This is a genomic window from Kitasatospora sp. NPDC048407, from assembly GCF_043200475.1.
Lineage (GTDB): Bacteria > Actinomycetota > Actinomycetes > Streptomycetales > Streptomycetaceae > Kitasatospora.
Genome location: NZ_JBICXW010000019.1, coordinates 125,347 through 145,636, shown reverse-complemented (window position 1 = coordinate 145,636; position 20,290 = coordinate 125,347). Strand labels below are relative to the sequence as shown.

The window sequence follows — 20,290 nt, the reverse complement described above, 5'->3', positions numbered from 1 at the left end:
GCGCCCCGGCCGCCCCGCGGGGGGGGGGCGGCCGCCGCCGCCCCCCCCCCCCCCCCCCCCCCCCCCCCCCCCCCCCCCCCCCCCCCCCCCCCCCCCCGCCCCTGTTTTCCCAGCCACCTGCCTTCGCGATAGCCTGTCTCGGGTCTCTCGACATCGAGAGATCATCCTCGGCTCCGGCGCCGATGTGCCTGGGGCGCCTGGCGACAGCTGGAGAAGGTAGATATGACTCGCACCCCCGTCAACGTCACCGTTACCGGAGCGGCCGGCCAGATCGGCTACGCGCTGCTCTTCCGCATCGCCTCCGGTCACCTGCTGGGTGCCGACGTGCCGGTGAACCTGCGCCTGCTGGAGATCCCGCAGGGCGTGAAGGCCGCCGAGGGTGTCGCCATGGAGCTGGACGACTGCGCGTTCCCGCTGCTGCGTGACATCACCATCACCGACCAGGCGAACGTCGCGTTCGACGGCGCCAACGTCGCGCTGCTGGTCGGCGCCCGTCCGCGCACCGCGGGCATGGAGCGTGCCGACCTGCTGTCCGCCAACGGCGGCATCTTCGGCCCGCAGGGCAAGGCGATCAACGACAACGCCGCGGACGACATCAAGGTCCTGGTGGTCGGCAACCCGGCCAACACCAACGCCCTGATCGCCCAGCGCAACGCCCCGGACGTTCCGGCCGAGCGCTTCACCGCGATGACCCGCCTGGACCACAACCGCGCCGTCGCCCAGCTGGCGAAGAAGGCCGGCGTGACGGTCGAGGACATCAAGAAGGTCACCATCTGGGGCAACCACTCCGCCTCCCAGTACCCGGACCTGTTCCACGCCGAGATCTCCGGCAAGTCCGCGTTCGACGCCGTCGGCGCCGACCAGGAGTGGGTGGAGAACTTCTTCATCCCCAAGGTCGCCAAGCGCGGCGCCGAGATCATCGAGGTCCGCGGCGCGTCCTCGGCCGCCTCGGCCGCGAACGCCGCCATCGACCACGTCCACACCTGGGTCAACGGCACCCCGGCCGGCGACTGGACCTCGATGGGCATCGTCTCCGACGGCTCGTACGGCGTGCCGGAGGGCCTGATCTCCTCGTTCCCGGTCACCACCAAGGACGGCAAGTTCGAGATCGTCCAGGGCCTGGACCTCTCCGAGTTCGACCGCGCCCGGATCGACGCCTCCGTCCAGGAGCTCGCCGAGGAGCGCGACGCGGTCAAGGAGCTCGGCCTCATCTGAGCGCCGCTCCGCCGCGTGTGAACGGCCGGGTGCCCACGGGGCGCCCGGCCGTTCTCCTACACTCGGGCCGTGAGCGAAACCCTGCAGGACGCCGCGCTCGTCCTGGTGTTCATCATGCTGGGCGGTCTGTTCAACGTCGCCGAGATCGCGCTGATCTCGCTGCGCGAGGGGCAGATCCGCACCCTGGAGTCGGCCGGCTCGCGCCGCGCCGCCCGGGCCGCGCACCTGGCGGCCGATCCGAACCGGTTCCTGGCCGCCGTGCAGGTCGGCGTGACGTGCATGGGCTTCCTGTCGGCGGCGTTCGGCGCCGACACGCTGGCCGGCAAGCTCGCCCCGGTGTTCGTGAAGGCAGGCCTCTCGGACGGCGTCGCGGACGCGGTGGCGCTGGTCGGCCTGACCCTGGTGATCTCCTACGCCTCCCTGGTGCTGGGCGAGTTGACGCCCAAGCGGATCGGTCTGCAGCGCGCCGAGTCGATCGCCCTGCTGGCCGCCCCGGTGGTGGACGTGATGTCGGTGGCGCTGCGCCCGGTGATCTGGCTGCTCGGCCACTCCACCAACCTGATGGTGCGCCTGCTGGGCGGCGACCCGTCCGCCGGCCGCGGCGTGATGAGCCCCGAGGAACTCCGCGGCCTGGTCGCCGCCAACACCGAACTCGGCTCGGACGAACGCGAGTTGATCAACGAGGTGTTCGCGGCGGGGGAGCGCCAGCTGCGCGAGGTGATGGTGCCGCGCACCGAGGTGACCTTCCTGGACGCCGACCGGCTGGTGCGCGAGGTGCGGTCCGAGACCGACTCCTCCCCGCACTCCCGCTACCCGGTGGTGGAGGGCTCCTACGACGCCGTCACCGGCTTCGTGCACGTCCGCGACCTGTACGGGGTGCGCGGCGAGCAGGCCGCCCGGGTCCGCGACCTGGCCCGACCCGTCAAGCTGCTGCCCGCCACCAAGCGGGTGCTGGAGGCGATGAGCGAGATGCGCCGCGAGGGCCACCACCTGGCCATCGTGGTCGACGAGTACGGCGGCACCGCCGGCATCGTCACCCTGGAGGACCTGGTCGAGGAGGTGATCGGCGAGATCCGCGACGAGTACGACGCCCAGGACACCACGGCGACCCGCCGGCTGGCCGGCGGCGGCGTCGAACTCGACGGCCTGCTCAATCTCGCCGACTTCGCCGAGGAGACCGGCTTCACCCTCCCCGAGGGCCCGTACGAGACGGTCGCCGGCTTCGTGGTGCGCGAGCTCGGCCGGCTGCCGCAGAAGGGCGACCAGGTGCTCACCGAGTCCGGCGCCCGGCTCACCGTCGCCCGCCTCGACGGGCGCCGGATCGAACGGCTGCGGGTGAGTGCCGTCACACTGCCCAACCCGGGTGCTCAGGACGTTTCCTGAGCGGCCCGGGGAACTGGAACAATGGGCGCATGGTCAACGCAGCGGTCACCGGTCCGGTGAAGGACCGTCCCCGGGTGCTCTCCGGCATCCAGCCCACCTCAGGCTCATTCCACCTGGGCAACTACCTCGGCGCGGTGCGTCAGTGGGTCGACATGCAGGAGGCCAACGACGCCTTCTACATGGTCGTCGACCTGCACGCGATCACCGTCGAGCAGGATCCGGCGACGCTGCGGCAGAACACCCGGGTCTCCGTCGCGCAGCTCCTCGGCGCCGGCCTCGACCCGGAGCGCTGCACCCTGTTCGTGCAGTCCCAGGTGCCCGAGCACGCGCAGCTGGCCTGGGTGATGAACTGCCTCACCGGCTTCGGCGAGGCCTCCCGGATGACGCAGTTCAAGGACAAGTCCCTCAAGCAGGGCGCCGACCGCACCACCGTCGGCCTGTTCACCTACCCCGTGCTGATGGTCGCCGACGTCCTGCTCTACCAGACCCAGACCGTCCCGGTCGGCGAGGACCAGCGCCAGCACCTGGAGCTCACCCGCGACCTCGCGGAGCGCTTCAACACCCGCTACGGCAAGACCTTCACCGTCCCCGAGCCGTACATCCTGAAGGCCACCGCCAAGATCCAGGACCTGCAGGACCCGGCGGCGAAGATGAGCAAGTCCGCGGTCAGCGACAAGGGCCTGATCAGCCTGCTCGACCCGCCGAAGACCAGCGCCAAGAAGTTCAAGAGCGCCGTCACCGACACCGACACCGTCGTCACCTACGACGAGGCCGGCAAGCCCGGCGTCTCCAACCTGCTGCGCATCCACTCCGCGCTCAGCGGGATGAGCATCGAGCAGCTGGTCGCGCACTTCGACGGCAAGATGTACGGCGCCCTGAAGACCGAACTGGCCGACCTGTTCACCGACTGGGTCACCCCGTTCCAGACCCGCGTCCAGGGCTACCTGGACGACCCGGCCGAGCTGGACCGGGTGCTCGCGCTCGGCGCCGAGAAGGCCCGCGCGGTGGCGTCCGAGACGCTCGCCGAGGTGTACGACCGCGTCGGCTTCCTGGCGCCGAAGCGCTGATGCCGACGGCTGCCGCCCCCGATGGTGACGGTCTCCCCGAGACCGTCACCATCGGCGTGTCCATACACGTCCCGGAACCGTACGGCAGCCAGGTGCAGGACGCCCGGGCCGGCCACGGCGACCCGCAGGCCCGGTCGATACCCACCCACGTCACCCTGCTGCCCCCCACCGAGACCAGCGCCGACCGGCTCCCCGGCATCGAACACCACCTGCGCTCGGTGGCCGCCGCCCACCGCCCGTTCCGGATGCTCCTCCAGGGCAGCGGAACCTTCCGCCCGGTCTCCCCCGTGGTCTTCGTCCGGGTCGAGGAGGGCGCCCAGGAGTGCCGCGCCCTGGAAGCCGAAGTCCGTTCCGGCCCCCTGGCCCGCGAACTCGCCTTCCCCTACCACCCCCACGTCACCGTCGCCCACGGCCTCCCCGACCCCGTCCTCGACCAGGCCCACGAACAGGCCCGCACCTTCCGCGCGGTCTTCGACGTCACCGAATTCGTCCTCTCGACGTTCGGCGCCGACGCCGTGTGGCGGCCGTGGCGCAGCTACGCGTTCGGTCGATCCTGAGCGTTTCGGCCGGGGATTCCTGGAGTTGTCTGGGAGTCCTTTGCCATTCCTTCACCCGGGCTTTCTCCGTTGTTACCGTCGAATCGGACCATCGCGGAGCGGGAGAAGAATGGCTGGCAGGTCGATGCGGAAACTGGCGCGGCGTTTTGCGGGCCGGGTGCTCCGCCGGCTCGGCGTCCTGCCGGCGCCCGTTCCCGCAGCTGTCCCGGCCCCGCCGCCGGACCCGCAGCGGGTTCGCGAGGACGAGCTGCTGGCCGCCGACCGCCGGCTGGTGCGGCACCACGACCGGCTGGCCGAGCTCCGTGACGACCTGCTCGCCCCGCAGGCCCACCAGGCCAACCTGACCGCCGCCGCCGAGGCGCTGGACGCCGCGGACGTGCGCTACACGCTGATCCCCGACCGCGGCCCGCGCCACCGGCTGGCCGTTCCCCCCGGCGGCCGGGACCGGGTGCTGGACATCATCGCCGACACCTTCCGCGGCGCCCCCGTGTACGCCGCGCTGCTCGGCCACGGCAGTGTGCACCGCACGGTGCTCGCCGAGGAGCTGCCGCAGGCCGTCGCGGAGCACGAACTGCCGCCGCCGGCGGAGGAGACCGCGCAGGACACGGGCGAAGCACCGGACGGCGCGACCGACCCGGTGGAGCCCGGCGAGCTGCCCGAGCGGGTCAAAGGTGTGCGCCTGTTCCGGCCGGTGGTGACCGGCACCCGCACCCTTTACTACGGCGAGGACTACGGCTGCGACCTGGAGTTCTGGGACACCGACGGCTCGGCGCGCGGCGCCGTCGCCTCGATCGACGAGACCCCGTTCGGCTGGTGGCTGCCCTCGCTGGAGGTGGCCGGCACCGTCCGGGTCGGCGGCCACGACTACCCCGTCGCGGAACCGTTCCTGCACGCCCTGCCCGAGGACGTCCGCTTCCCGGTGGACGCCGTGATCACCTGGGTCGACGACCGCGACCCCGCCTGGCGCGAACGCCGCGACGCCGCCCGCGCCCGGCTGTACGGAGACGCCGCGCCGTCCGCCGACGACACCGACCACGACGACGGCGACCACCGCTACCGCAACCGCGACGAACTGCGCCACTGCCTGCGCTCGATCGCCATGTACGCCCCCTGGATCCGGCGGATCTTCCTGCTCACCGACGACCAGACGCCGTCCTGGCTGGACACCTCGGTGCCCGGGCTGACCGTGGTGTCGCACCGCGAACTGCTGGACGGCGGGCCGGTGTTCAACTCGCACGCGATCGAGACCGGACTGCACCGGATCCCCGGCCTGGCCGAGCACTTCCTGTACTTCAACGACGACATGTTCCTCGGCGGGCCGGTCCGCCCCGAGCACTTCTTCCTCGGCAACGGGCTGCCCAGGGTCTTCCGCGACACCCGGATCGTCCCGCCGTCCGCCGGGGCCGGCACCGCCGATGTCTACACGGCCGCCCAGCAGAACACCCGGCGGGCGCTGGAACGCGACCACGGCCGGGCCTTCACCCGGGTGCTCGCGCACGTCCCGTACGCGCTGCGGCGCACCCTGCTGGAGGACTCCGCGCGGCGCTGGCGGACCGAGCTGGAGGCCACCGGCAGCTCGGCGTTCCGCTCCGCCACCGACGTCGCCCCCGTCACCCTGGCGCTGTACCACGCGCTGCTGCGCGGCGCCGCGGTCGACGGCGCCCTCGCCCACGGGTACCTGGCGGTGGACTGCGTCGAGGACCGGGACCGGATGGCCCGGCTGCTCGACGAACGCGACCTGCTGGCGTTCTGTCTGGCCGACGGGACCGGCGACGGCAGCCCCGCGGAGGAGCAGGACCGGGCGATGGCCGCGTTCCTGGCCGCGTACTTCCCGGTGCCCGGCCCCTACGAGCTGCCCGCCGACTCAGCCGGCGGCGCCGAGGGCGAGCATCCGGTCGACCAGCCGGACCGCCGCCGCGCCGTCGTCCAGCGGGCAGAACCGCTCGCGGAACGCGCGATAGCTCTCCCGGTACCGCGCCGGGTCGAGGTCGCGTAGCGCGGCCACCACCTGATCGGAGCCGGTCAGCAACGGGCCCGGGGCCTGGGCCTCGAAGTCGAAGGTGAAGCCGCGCAGCCGGTCGCGGTAGTGCTCCAGGTCGTAGGTGAAGAACAGCATCGGACGGCCGGTCACCGCGAAGTCGAACATCACCGAGGAGTAGTCGGTGACCAGCACGTCGGCGATCAGCAGCAGGTCCTGGACGTCCGGGTAGTCGGCGACGTCGCGGACGAAGTCGTCGTTCGGCAGCGCGCCGCCGCAGTGCACGTGCGGGCGCAGCAGCAGCACGTGGTCGTGGCCGAGGGCGGCCCGGGCGGCGGCCAGGTCGAGCTGGAGGTCCACCTCGAAGCGGTCGCCGGGGCCGCGCCGGTCGTCCCGCCAGGTCGGTGCGTACAGCACCACCCGGCGGTCGGGCGGCACCCGCAGCCGGCGGCGGACGGCGGCCACCTCGTCCGGGTCGGGCCGGACCAGCCGGTCGTTGCGCGGGTATCCGCCCTCCAGCACCTCGCCGCGGTGGCCGAAGGAGGCGACCAGCTCCGGGGTGGCGAACGGGCTGGGCGACAGCAGCAGGCTCCACTGCCGCACCTCGCGGTCCAGCCGTTCCAGGTAGCCGTCGGCGGTGGTGCGGTTCTCCGGCATGCGGTGGCCGATCCGCTTCAGCGGGGTGCCGTGCCACAGCTGGACCACCACCTGGCCGTCGCGGCGGTGCAGGAAGTCCGGGAAGTGCGTGTTGCCGACCAGGTAGCGGCAGGTGGCGAGCGCCTCGTACCACTCGGGGCTCCACTGGCGGACCGTACGGACCGGCCCGGGCGGCTGCTCCTGGCCGTCGTCGATCACCCACAGGTGTTCCAACGGGAGCTTCCGGCGGGCCAGTTCGGCGTGCACGGCGCGCGGGTTGCAGGCGTAGCCGCGGCCACCGAAGACGTCGTACAGCACGGCGTCGCGCAGCGGGCGGCGGCGGGCGGCGGGGTAGCTCCCGGTGCGCAGCCGGTGCTGGCTCAGGGCGCTGCGTTCGAGGGCGGCGAGTACCGGGAGGCTGTCCACGATCAGGGTGTCGTGCCAGCGGCGCTGCAGCAGGAAGGACTTGTCGCCGGCCCGGCCCGGGGCCGGGAGCAGTGGCAGTACGGCCGGGTGCAGCCGCAGCGGGTGGCCGGGGTGCCGCCCGGGGCCGACGGGGGACAGCAGGGCCTCCCAGATGCCTTTGCCGAGCGGGCGGGGCACGCCGTCCGGCCCGTCGGGGGTGAGCGGCAGCCGTACGGTGAAGCGGTCGCCGTCGGCGGGGTGGACGGCCGTGCGCCGTTCCCGGCCGTCGCCGCAGTGTCGCAGCACCAGCTCCAGTGGGGCGTCCGGGCGGCCGGGGAACTCGCCGGCCAGGTCGAAGCCGCCGTCGGCGGGGGTGATCCGGTCGATCAGCGGTTCGCCCGGCTGGACGCAGAACTGCAGTCGGTCGTCGGCGAGTTGCTTGGCGTACAGCACCTGGCCGGCGGGCATCGGCAGCTGGCAGCTGCCGGTGGGAGGGTGGCGCAGGACGAGCGGGGCGTCGCCGTCGGGGAGTGTCAGCGAGGGCTCCCAGTGGCCCTCGGCGAGACGCGGGAGGGTGCCGGCGAAGGCGGTGAACTCGTGGCCCTGCCAGTGCACCAGGCTCTGCACGACGGCGCCGGTGTCGCGGTGCCGCAGGACCAGGGCCCCGCTGGTGCCGGTGGCGGTGCCGCGCAGTTCGAAGCCGTCGGGGCGGGAGCGGCAGGAGTCGACCCGGGCGCGGGCCGGGCGCACCGTCAGATTCAGCGCGCCGTCCTCGACGGTCGGCACCAGTTGGAGCGCCGGGCCGGTCCATCCGGCGGGCGGGTACTCGCCGCTGCCGCACCAGTGGCCGGCCAGCGGGGCGCGGGCCCGGCGCGGGCCGCTGCCGACCACCGCTTCGACCCGCCAGCCGGGGACCGGCCGCAGCGCGGGGGCGTGCAGCAGCACCGGGTCGAGGCGGGCGGTGAACCCGGTCCAGTCGAGGCTGTGCCGGGTCTGCGCGCTGTCGTCGGTCGCCTCGGGCAGGTAGTGCGGGACGGTGCGCAGCCGCAGCGGGCGCCGGCTCCGGTCGGTGGGGTGCAGTTCCAGCACGATGCGGGTCTGCCCGGGGCGTTCGCCGGGTGCGTCGAGGAGCAGGCCCTCGCCGGTCAGGACGAGTTCGCCGCCCTCCCAGACGGCGCGGCGCAGCGCGGCGGCGGCGGCGGCCGGTTCGGTGGGGCGCGCGGGCCGGGCGGTGGTGGGGCGCCGTACGAGGTGGGACATTCCCGATATCCCAGTGCACAATGCCGGGGAAAGTCAATTCCCCCCCTTTGTTAAAAAAGGAGGGGAATTGATTTATTTACATACGATATTCGTTTTTCCCGGGGCTGTTCCCGCTCACTTGCCTTCGGCGAGCAGCGCGTCCGTCACCCGTCCGGCGGCACCGCCGTCGTCCAGGTCGCAGTACGCCTCGCGGAACGCCGCGTACTTGTCGGCGTACTCGGCGGTGACCTCCGGCAGGTTGCCGAGCGCGGCGACCACCTCGGCGGAGGTGGTGAGCAGCGGGCCCGGGGCCTTGTTCTCCAGGTCGAGGCTGAAGCCGCGCAGGTTGTCGCGGTAGTGCTCCAGGTCGTAGGTGAAGAACAGCACCGGACGGCCGGTGTTCATGAAGTCGAACACCGAGGAGGAGTAGTCGGTGACGAGCACGTCGGCGACCAGCAGGAGCTCCGCCATGTCGGGGTAGGTGCTGACGTCCCAGACGTAGCCGTTGCCGGCCTCGGGGAGGCGGCCGCGGACGACCTCGTGGGCGCGGACCAGCAGGACCTGGTCGTCGCCGAGGGCGGTGCGGGCCGCTTCGAGGTCGAGCTGCAGGTTGAGCTGGTAGCCGCCGTCGGGCAGGCGACGGTCCTCGCGGTAGGTGGGTGCGTAGAGCACCACCTGCTTGCCCTCGGGCAGGCCGAGCTGCTCGCGGACCCGCTCGGCGGTCTTCTCCCGGTCGGGGGCGAAGAGCAGGTCGTTGCGCGGGTAGCCGGTCTCCAGCAGCGTGCCCTGGAAGTCGAAGGCGCGGCGCAGCACGGGCGCGGCCCAGCGGCTGCCCGCCACCAGCAGGCTCCACTGCGGCACCTCCTCCTTGAGGTGCTCGAGGTAGCCGGAGTCGGTGAACCAGACCTTTTCGAAGTCGGTGCCGATCCGCTTCAGCGGGCTGCCCTGCCAGGTCTGCAGGACGACCTGGCCGGGGCGGCGGCGGAAGTACGTCGGCAGGTGGGTGGAGGTGACGATGTACTTGGCGGTGGACAGCGCCTCGAACCACTCGGGGGAGCGGTGCCGGACGCACTCGGCGGTCTGCGGCAGCTCGGCCTGCAGGTCGACGGAGGTCCACAGGTGGCGCAGCGGCAGGCCGCGGCGGACCAGTTCCTCGTGCACGGCGCGCGGCGAGTCCGCGTACAGGCCGCCGTCGGCGGCCCACCAGTCCTCGCGGACGGTGTGGTAGAGCACGGTGTCGGTGAGCGGACGGCGCTGGCCCTCGGTGTACGCGTGGCGCAGCTGCCGCTGGCGGTAGCCGCTGCGTTCGGCGGGGGAAAGCGCGTCGGGGGAGTCCAGCGACAGGCTGTCGTAGACGCGGCGCTCCAGGGTGACCCGCTTGCCGCGGGCCTCCAGCTCCAGCGGCAGGGTGTCGAAGGTGGACGCGGCGAGCACCGCGGCCGGCCACTCGCTGTCGACGGGGGCGCCGACCGGGCGGAACAGCACCGTCCAGGTGCCCTTGTGCAGCGGGACCTCGCCGGCGAAGGACGCGTTCGGCACGGCGGGCAGCGCGGCCCGGAAGCGGCCGTCGGCGATCTCCACCGGGTAGGCGTGCTCCTCGCGGCGCTTGGCGTGCAGGATCACCAGTTCGTAGCGGTGGGTGCCGGGCAGCGGGAAGGAGCCGCTGAGCACGAAGCCCTCGCCGCCCTTGGCCCGGGTGATCTCCTCGACGACCGGCTGCAGCACCTGGTCGCACAGCTGCAGGTAGCCGCTGGGGGAGGGCTTGGCGTACAGCGCGCGGGCGCCGTCGCCGATCGGCAGGTGCAGGCTGACGGGGGCGCGGCGGTCGTCCAGGACGACCGGCAGGCCGGTGCCGTCGGTGAGCTTGAGTTCGAGGTCCCAGCGGTCGCGGGTGCGCTTCTCCGCGGTCGGGTCGAGGGCGTTCCAGGCCTCGCGGACGGCGGTCAGCTTGGCGACCCGGACGTGCGCGGTGAACGGCAGGTCGCGGCCGGCCGGGACGCCCAGGTCCAGCGGGACGAACACGTCGCGCTCGGACTCGACGTGCTTCAGCCGCAGTTCCGCGCCGGCCAGGTCGGCGCCGGAGCGGACCAGGCCGCGCAGTTCGAGGGTGCCGCCCTCGGCGGACACCGAGGTGGCGCGGGCGCGCACCCGCTCCACCCGCAGCAGCAGGTGGCCGTCACGCTGCCACGGCACCACCCGGACGTCGTCCTCGACCCAGTGCACGGGCGCGTACTCGGCGCGGTCGTGCCAGCCGACCGACACCCGGCCCTTGTAGACGCCGCCCTTGCCGGCGCCGGCCACCAGCACCCGCCAGGAGCCGTCCTTCCACTCGCCGCGGTGCTTGAGCCGCTGCGGGTCGATGGTGGCGGAGAAGCCCGCCCAGTCGCAGCTGTACAGGTCGTGCGGCGAGCTGGCGGTGGCCTCCGGGCTGAACTCGGCCCGGGTCGGCACCGCCACCACGCGACGGCCCTTGGCCTCGCGCAGCACCAGCGCCTTGACCATGTCGTGCTTGTTCTCGGCGCCCAGGTGCTCGGGGAAGGCGTGCCCGGTCAGCTGGAGCCGGCCGCCGGACCAGCGGGCCTCGTACACCCGGGAGCGCATCACCAGGGCGTTGCTCAGCCGCAGCACGTCCGCGGGGACGCTCTTGCGGCCGCCGCGCAGGAACGGGTAGTCGGCGTACGGGCGGAGCAGGCCGCGGGCCGGGGCGGCGCCGTTGCTGTCCTTCTCGAAGCGCAGCTGCTCGATCAGCTCGGCGAGCCGGCCCTGCAGGGTCAGGTGGTACTTGAGCTTCAGCGGGGCGCGCAGCTTGCGGACCTGGTCCGGGCCGATGGCACGGAGCAGGCGGCCGACGGACTCCAGGTAGGCGGCGTTGTACTCCGGGTCGCCCTCCAGCACCGAGCCGAAGAACATCGGGATCTCCTCGACGAGGTTGTTCTCGTCGTAGAAGTGCAGGTACTTGCGGAACTTCGGGTCGCTCTGCTTGCCCAGCCAGTCGCGGACCAGCTCCATCGACTTGACCCGGTCGATGACGCCCTTGGGGTTGGTCTTCATCTGGGTGATCGACATCTCGCCGACCTCCCGCTCGCGCCAGTGGTAGATCGGCTCGGCGAGCACGTCCACCCGGCGGGCCAGGTAGTGGTGCGGCACGCTGACCGGGGCGTCCTCGTACAGGATGCCCTCGGGGTAGAGCACGCCCGCCTGGTCGAAGAACGAGCGGCGGTACACCTTGTTCCACGCGGTGCGGTCGGTGACCAGCGCCGGGATCTCGGTGATGTGGGTGCGCAGCCGGGTGGCCGCGAACGGCTTGCGGTGGCCGCCCGACTGGTAGTGGCCGACGGCGCGGAAACGCAGCACGTTGCCGGTGCAGAAGTCCGAGCCGGTCTCGTCCAGCGTGCCGATCATCAGCTCGTACGCGGACGGCGGCATGGTGTCGTCGCTGTCGACGAACGCGAGGAACTCGGTGCCCTCGGAGATGTGGCGGTAGCCGGTGTTGCGCGCCGCACCGAGGCCCTTGTTCACCTGCTGGACCAGCCGGAAGCGCGAGTCCTTCGCGGCGTAGGCCTTGGCGATGTCGGCGCTGGAGTCCTTGGAGCCGTCGTCGACCATGACGCATTCGAAGTCGTCGAAGGTCTGGGCGGCGATCGAGTCGAGGCACTCCTCGAGATAGCGCTCGACGTTGTAGATCGGGACGACGACGGACAGACGGGGGGCCATCGGGAGCGCAGAGCCTTTCCTCAGGGAGTGCTGCCGGGTGGGCCCGGCAGATGTGTCGAAACCCGGACCGGCACCAGCCGCGATCCTACCTCTCCGGGCTTGCTAGTCTGCGCCTGGCCAGGCCAGGTGAGGAGAGTGAAGAGATGCCGCGGTTCAGCGTGATCGTGCCCGTCCACGCCGTCGAGGAGTACCTCCCCGCCTGCCTGGAGTCCGTCCTCGGACAGACCTTCACCGATTTCGAACTGATCGCCGTCGACGACCGCTCGCCCGACGGCTGCGGCGCGATCCTCGACGAAGTCGCCTACCGGGACAAGCGGGTGACGGTCCGTCACCTGGAGCAGAACGTCGGCCTCGGCCTCGCCCGGAACGCCGGAATGGAACTCGCCACCGGTGACTACCTGTTGTTCCTGGACAGCGACGACACCCTCACCCCCGACCTGCTGGCCGCCACCGACGCCCGGCTCCGCGCCACCGGCGATCCCGACCTGCTGGTGTACGACTACGCCCGCAGCTACTGGGACGGCCGCGTGGTGCGCTCCGCCTCCGCCCCCGTGTTCGCCAAGCCCGGCGCCGACACCTTCACCCTGGACGAGCGCCGCGACCTGCTCGACCTGCTCCAGGTGGTGTGGAACAAGGCCTACCGCCGCGAATTCGTCCAGCAGCAGGGCCTGACCTTCCCGCCCGGGTACTACGAGGACACCCCCTGGACCTACCCGGCGCTGCTCGCCGCCGAGTCCATCACCCTGCTCGACCAGGTCGGCGTGCACTACCGGCAGCGCCGCGAGGGCGGCAACATCCTCGCCACCGCCTCCCGCAAGCACTTCGACGTCTTCGAGCAGTACGACCGGGTGTTCGCCTTCCTCGACGCCCGCCCCGACCTGGAGCGCTGGCGGCCGGTCATCTACCGGATGATGCTCGGCCACCTCGCCACCGTGGTCACCAAGCCCGGACGTGTCCCCGCCGCCGACCGCCGCGAGTTCTTCCGCCGCGCCGCCGAGCACTGCGCCCGGCACCGCCCGGCCGGCTACCGGCCGCCCGCCGGACCGGAGGGCGTCCGCGGCGAACTGCTCAGCCGCGGCAGCTACCTGGGCTTCCAGAGCCTGCGGGTGCTGGCCAAGGCCCGCCGCGCGGTGCGCCGCTGAGCGGCCGAGCCACTGAGCCGTCCGGACGACGGCGCGTCACCCGGACGTGGGAGCGCGCGGCCGGTATACAGCGGAGGATGGACTTCCCTGCCGGCCTGCCCCTGATCGGTCCACTGGTGGCCCGGGTCATGCGCAGCCGCCCGTACCTGGTCTACCGGCTGTTCGCCGACGTGGACGGCAATCGGCTCGCCGGGGCGGTCACCTTCTTCGGCTTCCTGGCGCTGTTCCCGCTGCTCACCGTGGCCCTGGCGATCGCCCTGGCCACGCTCTCCGACTCCCGGGTGCACCAGCTCCAGGAGAAGATCACCGAGCAGCTCCCGGGCCTGGCCGACGCGCTCGACCTGAACGCGATGGTCGCCAACGCCGGCACCGTCGGCCTGCTCTCCGGCGCCCTGCTGCTGGCCTCCGGCCTCGGCTGGGTGGACACCATGCGCGGCGCCGTGCGCACGGTGTGGCGGCTGCCCGACGACGCCGGGAACCTCGTTCAGGTGAAAATCCGGGACAGCGTGGTGCTGCTCGGGCTCGGTCTGGTCTGCCTCGCCTCGCTGGCCGCGTCCGCGGTCGCCACCACGCTCGCGCACCGGCTGGCCGACTGGCTGGGCCTGGACGGCGGGGCCGCCCGCTGGCTGCTGGCCGGGCTCGGCTTCCTGATCGCCGTCTGTGCCGATCTGCTGCTGTTCGTCTACCTGCTCGGCCCGTTCCCGCGGATCGTCGTCCAGCGCCGCCGGGCCCTGCTCCAGGGGGCGCTGATCGGCGCGGTCGGTTTCGAACTGCTCAAGTTGGCACTTTCTTCGTACCTGGGTTCGGTTGCCGGCCGCAGCCTCTACGGGGCGTTCGGGGTACCCGTGGCACTGCTGCTGTGGATCAACTTCGTGTCCAGACTGCTGATGTACTGCGCGGCCTGGACGGCACTCGCGGACCCGGAGGCCGCCCGCCGGCGGGCCGTCCGACAGGCCGAGGCGGCGCTGGAACGGGCCGGTGAAACGCCTGGTTCACCCCCTGTCCGACATCCGGACAACTGACTATGATCCCGGTCACAACCACAGCGTGGCCGTTCCCCCGGCCGACCGTTCCGCCGGTGCGTCCTCGCGTTCCGGCCGCTTCCCAGGAGGCCGTGTGTCACTCACCGACACCACCGCCGCTCCGCCCGTTCCCGCCACCCCCGACGACGTCCCCGGGTGGTTCTTCCGCGTCGACCGTGAGGTCTTCGCCTGGCTGCTCAGCCGCCAGAGCGAGGCCGGAGTCACCGGCGACCTGCTGGAGATGGGCGCCTACCTGGGCCGCTCCGCGATCCTGCTCGGCGACCACCTGCGCCCCGGGGAGAAGTTCACCGTCTGCGACCTGTTCGACATGGACGCGCCCGACGACGAGAACTCCGCCGAGATGTCGATGTCCTACCGCTCGACCCTCACCCGGCGCGCCTTCGAGACCAACTACCTGGCCTTCCACGCCGAACTCCCGACGATCGTGCAGGCCCCCACCTCGGTACTCGCCGACGGCCGGATCACCGCCGACAGCTGCCGCTTCGTCCACATCGACGCCTCGCACCTGTACGAGCACGTCGCCGGCGACATCCTGGTGGCCCGCGACGCCCTGGCCGGCAACGGCATCGTCTCCCTCGACGACTACCGCGCCCCGCACACCCCCGGCGTGCACGCCGCCGTCTGGGAGGCCGTGTTCACCCTCGGCCTGAAGCCGGTACTGCTCACCCCCGAGAAGTTCTACGGCACCTGGGGCGACGCGGACGCCGTCCGCGCCGACCTGCTCGCCCGCGACTGGCGCGGCGAAGGCTTCCGCCTCGACGAGGAACACCTCGCCGGGCAGATCTGCCACCGCCTCGCCTGGGACGGCGCCGACGGCCGCCCGGAGACCGCGGCCGGAGCACAGGCCGGCAGCCCGTCCGCGCCCGCCCGTCCGAGCTCCCAGCGCTCGCTCGCCCGCCGGGTCGCGCTCGACGTGATCCCCCCGGTCGCCACCCGCGCCGTCCGCCGCGCCCTGGCCGCCGGCCGCGCCCGCAAGTCCGATTAGTGCCGCGACGGGGCAAAGGTTGCCTGTTGCGGCACTAGGACCTAACGCCACTCGGACGGTCTGCCGCCGGACCGGGCCTCCCGCAGGGCGGCCCGGCGGCGCAGCGCGCGCAGCCGCAGCATCCCGGACGCCGCCACCGCCGCGCACAGGCCGACCGCCGTCCAGGTCGCCGCGCCCGGACCGTCCGCCGCGGTGTGCGCGGCCCGCACCGGGTCGGCCCGCTTCGCGTCCGGTGCGGCGGACGGCTTCGCCGGCGGCGCGGTGGACGGCGCGGCCGGTGCGGACGGGGCCTCGGTGACCGGCCGGGCCGACGCCTCCGCCGGCGCCTGGTCCTCGGCCAGCGCACCCACCGGGGTGACCTTGCCGGCTGCGGCGAAGCCCCAGTCCAGCAGCGCCGCCGCCTCGTCGTACACCTTCGGGCTGCTGTCCGGGTGCATCACCGTCACCAGCATGGTGCGGCCGCCGCGCACCGCGGCGCCCGTGTAGGTCGCGCCCGCGTTGGTGGTGTAACCGTTCTTCACGCCGATCAGCCCCGGGTACTTGCCGAGCAGCCGGTCGGTGTTGGCGATGCCGAAACTGCCGCGCTGCCCGTTCTTGTCGAACGCGCCGGGAAACTGCGCCCAGCGGGTGCCGCAGTACCCGCGGAACTCCTCGTTGCGCAGGCCCGCCCGGGCGAACAGCGTCAGGTCGTACGCCGAGGTGACCTGCCCGTCCATGTCGTAGCCGTCCGGGCTGACCACGTGGGTGTCGCGGGCCTGCAACTGGTCCGCGCGGGCCTGCATGTCGGTGACGGTCTTCGCCACCCCGCCGTTCATGCTCGCCAGCACGTGCACCGCGTCGTTGCCGGAGGACAGGAACACCCCGCGCCACAGGTCCTCGACCTTGTAGTCCAGGTCCTCCTTGATGCCGACCAGGCTGCTGCCCGCGCCCATCCCCTGCAACTCCGTCCAGCCCACCCGGTGCACCTCGTCCGCCGGGAAGCGCGGCAGCACGGTGTCCGCGAACAGCATCTTCAGGGTGGACGCCGGCGGCAGCTGCGCGTGCGCGTTGAACGCGGCCAGCACCGCGCCGCTGTCCGCGTCCGCCACCACCCAGGACTTCCCGGTCAGACCGGACGGCAGCGCCGGCGCCCCCGCGCCCGGCGCGACCTGCACGCCCGCCGCGCCCAGCCGGTCACCGCCCACCACGGGCGGCGGCGGGGCGTCGCCGGGCGTCACGGCACGCGCGGCCGGCGGGCCGACCGGGAGCAGCACCAGCGCGGCCGCGGACGAACCGTGGACGATCCGGCGGATTGTCTGCATTCACGGAAGCTAACCCGCCCCTCCGCCGCCCCGCCGTCGAAGTCGGCCCCGACGCCACGAACGAGTACCGCCCGCTGCTCCGTTCGGCGGGCCACGCATACTGGACGGGCCACCCGTCTGCCGCGAAGGACCCGTCATGAAGCTCAGCCGCCCGGTCTCCTGGTTCCTCACCGCCTTCGGCGTCTGGTCGATCTTCATCTGGACCACGTTCGCCAAGAACCTCTGGAAGGACTCCGGCGGCCAGGCCTTCGTGAACGGCGACCACGGGCAGCCGACCGCCTTCTTCTGGGTCCACCTGCTGCTCGCCGTCACCTCCCTGACGCTCGGCCTCGCCATCGGCTGGATCGGCGTCCGCGGCCTGCGCGCGCTGCGCAAGCCGGCCGTCGCGGAGTAGCGCCCGACGCACCCTTGCGGGCGGATCTTGGGGCTGCCAGGATGCGCGGCTGGGCGATCGATCGATCGTCCGCGCATCGTTTCCTGGGGGGGAATCCCGATGTCCCGCACCACCTCTCCGCGGCTGCTCGCGGCCTGCGCCACCACCGTCCTCGCGGCCGGACTGTTCGCCGCGCCCGCCGCGCAGGCGGTGCCCGGCGCCAAGGTCACCGGCCCGAGCGTCCGGGCGACGCCGACCCTGACCGGTGACGGCTGCTGGGCCACCGGCACGCCCGGCTGGGTCACCACCGCCGACCCGGTGCTCACCGCGCACACCACCGCGCCTTCCGCCCGCTTCAAGGTGTGGGACGCCACCGGCACGAAGGTCTTCGACGGCACCTCCGCCACCGCCGCCGACGGCAGCGTCCAGGTCACCGTCACCGGCCTCGCCGACGGCCCCGGCTACACCTGGCAGGTCTGGCCCGAGTACCAGCCGGGCTCCGGCGAGCCCACCGAGACCTGCCGCTTCGGCGTCGACACCGCCGCACCCACCGGCCTCGCCGTGGCCTCCACGGACTTCCCGGCGGCCGGCGGTGGCAAGTACGCGGGTGAGAAGGGCGTCTTCACCTTCTCCGCGACGGACGCAGGCTCCGGCGTGGCCGGCTTCCAGTACGTGCTGAAGGGCCCCCCGAGCAGCCGCCCGGTGGCGGGCACCGTCGCGGCCGGGCCCGACGGCACCGCCTCGGTGACCCTCAAGACCGCCGACTGGGGCAACTACGACCTGCGCGTCGAGGCCGTCGACGGAGCCGGCTTGGTCTCCGCGACCCTCACCTACAGCTTCTACGCACGGTCGAACCCGAACCCGCCGCACGCGCTCGGCGACGTCGACAACGACGGCGTCCCCGACATCCTGCTGCCCGACTCGCAGGGCAACCTGCTGGTGATCAGCGGCAACGCCGACAGCACCGCCCCGAGCGCCGTGGTGCCGGCTAGGTGGGCGCCCGTCGGCGGCAGATGGACCGACCTGCAGGTCGTCCACAAGGGCGGGGGCCCGCTCATGGCCGACACGATCTACGTCCGGGACGTGAGCGCCGGCAACACCGGCTACCTGTACCAGTACCTCAACCAGGGCGAGCTTCCGCTCGGAATCCACCCGGCGACGCTGCGGTCGCACCCCACCAGCTGCGTCACCACCCTGTTCGACCCGGCGGTCTGCCCGGCCGACATGCTGCACAGCTACTCCGAGGTGCAGCAGCTGGTCGCGCTGGGGTCGAGCGACTGGACGCACCCCGACAGCGTCACCCTGATGGACGTCGAGCACGGCGACCTGTGGCTGATCAACGACCCGTCCCAGCCCAACGACGCCACCCGGCTCACCACCACCGGCCTGTGGAACGGCTACGACCTGATCGCCCCCGGCCCCGACGCGAACGGCAGCCTCGTGCTGTGGTCCCGCGAGCAGGCCACCGGCACCCTGCGTGCGTACACCGCGCCGAAGCTCGCCAGCGGAACCTATGACTTCGCCACGTTCGCCGACCCGGCCGGCGGCACCGTGATCGGCACCTTCCCGGTGGCCGAGTACCCGACCCTGGGCAGCTCCGGCGACTTGGACGGGGACGGACAGGCCGACCTGTACGCCGTCACCGCCGAGCGGCACCTGGTGACGTTCAAGGGCGTGGGCAGCCCGAAGGACCTGGGCGTTCTGGCCTGATGGAGCGTCAGGACCCGTTCCGGCCACGGTCGGTGCGGGCCTTTGGCGTGTCCGGACCCCTGGAGGTGGCCGAATCCGGCTGCTAGCCTGCCCGGCACGACTCCCGGGCGGATGGGCGGCGAGGGGCCGGTGGCCGGGCCGGGGAGCAGGGGATGTGGGAGGCTCCGCGATGAGCACCAGCACCACCCTCGGCGACGCCCGCCCCGAGTGGGCGCAGCGCCAGGAACGGGAACGCCGGCACCGGCGCGCCAAGTCCCGGCTGCGGCTGCCGTTCGCGGTGGCGGCGGCCTGTCAGGCGGTGCTGCTGCTGTGGTGGGCGGCCGGGTACCCGGCGTTCACCGGCACCGCCACGGGCGGCGGGGCGCCGCTGTACGACGCCGCCGTGCGGGTCCTGCACCCGGCGGGGGCGACGCTGGCGCAGACCGTGGTGGTGGCGTTCGCGCTCGGGCACCTGGTGGCCGCGCTGGCCCGGTTCGGGGTGCGCGGCCGCTGGTCGGGGCCGGTGGCGGTGGCGCTGGCCGCGCTGCCGCCGACCGGCAGCCTGGTGGTCTCGCTCAGCCCCGAAGTGCCGTCCACCGCAGGGGCGTTGCTGCTCACCGCGGCGGGCCTGCGGCTGCTCGCCCGGCGGGCGGAGGGGACGCTGCACCGGGGCGGACCGGCGCAGCGGCTGGATCTGGCCGTACTGTTCTCGGCCATCGCGCTGCTCGCCCTGACCGGCCCCCGGGGCGCGGGCACCGCGCTGATCGCCGCCCTGGTGCTGCTGCCGGCGCTGCCCCGGGTACGGGGTCGGCTCGCGCTGCTCACCGCCCTCGCGCTGGCCGTGCCGATCGCCCTCGCGCTGCTCGGCCACCCGACGGTCCGCGCCGGGGACCTGCACCCGCTGCGCGCCGCAGACCTGGCGCTCGCCCAGCACCGCGACCCCGGCCGCGAGGACCGGGCGCTGACGGCGCTCGCCCCGGCCGCCGACTGGGACGCGGCCGGCGCGGACTGCTCGGCGACCGCCGCCCTCACCGACCGCTGGGACACCGCAGCCGCCCGCCGCGAGCAGGACGAACTGGCCAGGGAATGGCGGAAGTTGCTGCGCGACCACCCGGACCGGGTGCTGGACGCCCGGCTCTGCCGAGGCCGCCTCGCCTGGGCGGTGTGGGCGGGCACCGGCGGCCCGCACGCCGCCACCGAGGTGCCGGACCCGTCCCCGTCCTCGCACGGCCTGCTGCGGCCGCTGCACTCCGCAGCCGCCTGGAGCCGCACCCTGCTGCGCGCCCCGCAGCTGGACTGGCTGCTGTGGCGCGGCGCCCTGTGGGCGTACCTGGGCCTGGCAGCGGCCCTGCTGTACGCCTGGCGGCACCGGCTGCCCGCGCTCGTCCCGGTGGCCGGAGCGGCCGTCCTGGGCACCCAGCTGGCGCTCACCGCGTCCGCCGCCGGGCAGGACTACCGGACGATGGCCGTGGCACTGTTCCTCGGCCCGCTGCTGCTCACCCTGGCCACCGTCAGGCGCGCACCCGAGTCCTGAGCGACGCCGAAGGGCCCGCCCGGAGCGAA

At 73.1% G+C, this 20,290-nt stretch carries 13 protein-coding genes and 1 pseudogene; 11 read left to right on the top strand and 3 right to left on the bottom strand.

The window, feature by feature from the left end:
- Positions 1-222 precede the first annotated feature (222 nt).
- The 5 genes and pseudogenes from ACGFWJ_RS28610 to ACGFWJ_RS28590 form a co-directional block, all read left to right on the top strand.
- On the top strand, positions 223-1,215 hold the full coding sequence (locus ACGFWJ_RS28610; protein WP_387644674.1) for a malate dehydrogenase: 993 nt from the start codon (positions 223-225) through the stop codon (positions 1,213-1,215).
- Between the two features lie 69 nt (positions 1,216-1,284).
- The gene (locus tag ACGFWJ_RS28605) at positions 1,285-2,598 is read left to right on the top strand and encodes a hemolysin family protein (protein WP_387644676.1); all 1,314 of its coding nucleotides are present in this window, start codon (positions 1,285-1,287) and stop codon (positions 2,596-2,598) included.
- 29 nt (positions 2,599-2,627) lie between these two features.
- Positions 2,628-3,665, top strand: a complete 1,038-nt coding sequence (gene trpS, locus ACGFWJ_RS28600; protein WP_387644679.1) for a tryptophan--tRNA ligase — start codon at positions 2,628-2,630, stop codon at positions 3,663-3,665.
- Positions 3,665-4,222 carry a 2'-5' RNA ligase family protein gene (locus ACGFWJ_RS28595; protein ID WP_392954750.1) on the top strand — a complete coding sequence of 186 codons (558 nt, stop codon included), beginning with the start codon at positions 3,665-3,667 and terminating at the stop codon, positions 4,220-4,222. The genes trpS and ACGFWJ_RS28595 overlap by 1 nt, the downstream gene beginning before the upstream one ends.
- A gap of 109 nt (positions 4,223-4,331) precedes the next feature.
- Positions 4,332-6,077 (top strand): annotated as a pseudogene (locus ACGFWJ_RS28590) (stealth conserved region 3 domain-containing protein); the annotation flags it as partial.
- A 9-nt stretch (positions 6,078-6,086) separates the two neighbouring features.
- Here ACGFWJ_RS28590 and ACGFWJ_RS28585 read toward each other — a convergent pair.
- Both ACGFWJ_RS28585 and ACGFWJ_RS28580 read right to left on the bottom strand, forming a co-directional pair.
- Positions 6,087-8,501, bottom strand: coding sequence for a CDP-glycerol glycerophosphotransferase family protein (locus ACGFWJ_RS28585; RefSeq protein ID WP_392954748.1), 2,415 nt, complete (start codon positions 8,499-8,501; stop codon positions 6,087-6,089).
- A 114-nt stretch (positions 8,502-8,615) separates the two neighbouring features.
- Entirely contained in the window at positions 8,616-12,194 is a 3,579-nt protein-coding gene (locus ACGFWJ_RS28580) for a CDP-glycerol glycerophosphotransferase family protein (protein WP_392954746.1), read from the bottom strand.
- 143 nt (positions 12,195-12,337) lie between these two features.
- On the opposite strand from ACGFWJ_RS28580, the gene ACGFWJ_RS28575 reads away from it, so the two are divergent.
- The 3 genes from ACGFWJ_RS28575 to ACGFWJ_RS28565 all read left to right on the top strand — a co-directional run bounded on the left by ACGFWJ_RS28575 (position 12,338) and on the right by ACGFWJ_RS28565 (position 15,364).
- Positions 12,338-13,336, top strand: a complete 999-nt coding sequence (locus tag ACGFWJ_RS28575; protein WP_392954744.1) for a glycosyltransferase family 2 protein — start codon at positions 12,338-12,340, stop codon at positions 13,334-13,336.
- Positions 13,337-13,413: 77 nt separating this feature from the next.
- A complete protein-coding gene (locus ACGFWJ_RS28570) occupies positions 13,414-14,358 on the top strand; it encodes a YihY/virulence factor BrkB family protein (protein ID WP_392954742.1) in 945 nt (314 codons plus the stop codon).
- A 94-nt stretch (positions 14,359-14,452) separates the two neighbouring features.
- Positions 14,453-15,364, top strand: coding sequence for a class I SAM-dependent methyltransferase (locus ACGFWJ_RS28565; RefSeq protein WP_387644694.1), 912 nt, complete (start codon positions 14,453-14,455; stop codon positions 15,362-15,364).
- A gap of 41 nt (positions 15,365-15,405) precedes the next feature.
- Here ACGFWJ_RS28565 and ACGFWJ_RS28560 read toward each other — a convergent pair whose 3' ends face one another.
- Positions 15,406-16,665 (bottom strand): D-alanyl-D-alanine carboxypeptidase family protein, encoded by a 1,260-nt coding sequence (locus tag ACGFWJ_RS28560; protein WP_392954740.1) that lies wholly within the window; start codon positions 16,663-16,665, stop codon positions 15,406-15,408.
- Between the two features lie 136 nt (positions 16,666-16,801).
- Between ACGFWJ_RS28560 and ACGFWJ_RS28555 the strand changes: the two genes are divergently transcribed.
- The 3 genes from ACGFWJ_RS28555 to ACGFWJ_RS28545 all read left to right on the top strand — a co-directional run bounded on the left by ACGFWJ_RS28555 (position 16,802) and on the right by ACGFWJ_RS28545 (position 20,261).
- The gene (locus ACGFWJ_RS28555; RefSeq protein WP_392954738.1) at positions 16,802-17,059 is read left to right on the top strand and encodes an SCO4848 family membrane protein; all 258 of its coding nucleotides are present in this window, start codon (positions 16,802-16,804) and stop codon (positions 17,057-17,059) included.
- A gap of 99 nt (positions 17,060-17,158) precedes the next feature.
- A complete protein-coding gene (locus ACGFWJ_RS28550) occupies positions 17,159-18,748 on the top strand; it encodes a hypothetical protein (RefSeq protein WP_392954736.1) in 1,590 nt (529 codons plus the stop codon).
- A gap of 169 nt (positions 18,749-18,917) precedes the next feature.
- A complete protein-coding gene (locus ACGFWJ_RS28545; protein ID WP_392954734.1) occupies positions 18,918-20,261 on the top strand; it encodes a hypothetical protein in 1,344 nt (447 codons plus the stop codon).
- Positions 20,262-20,290 lie beyond the last annotated feature (29 nt).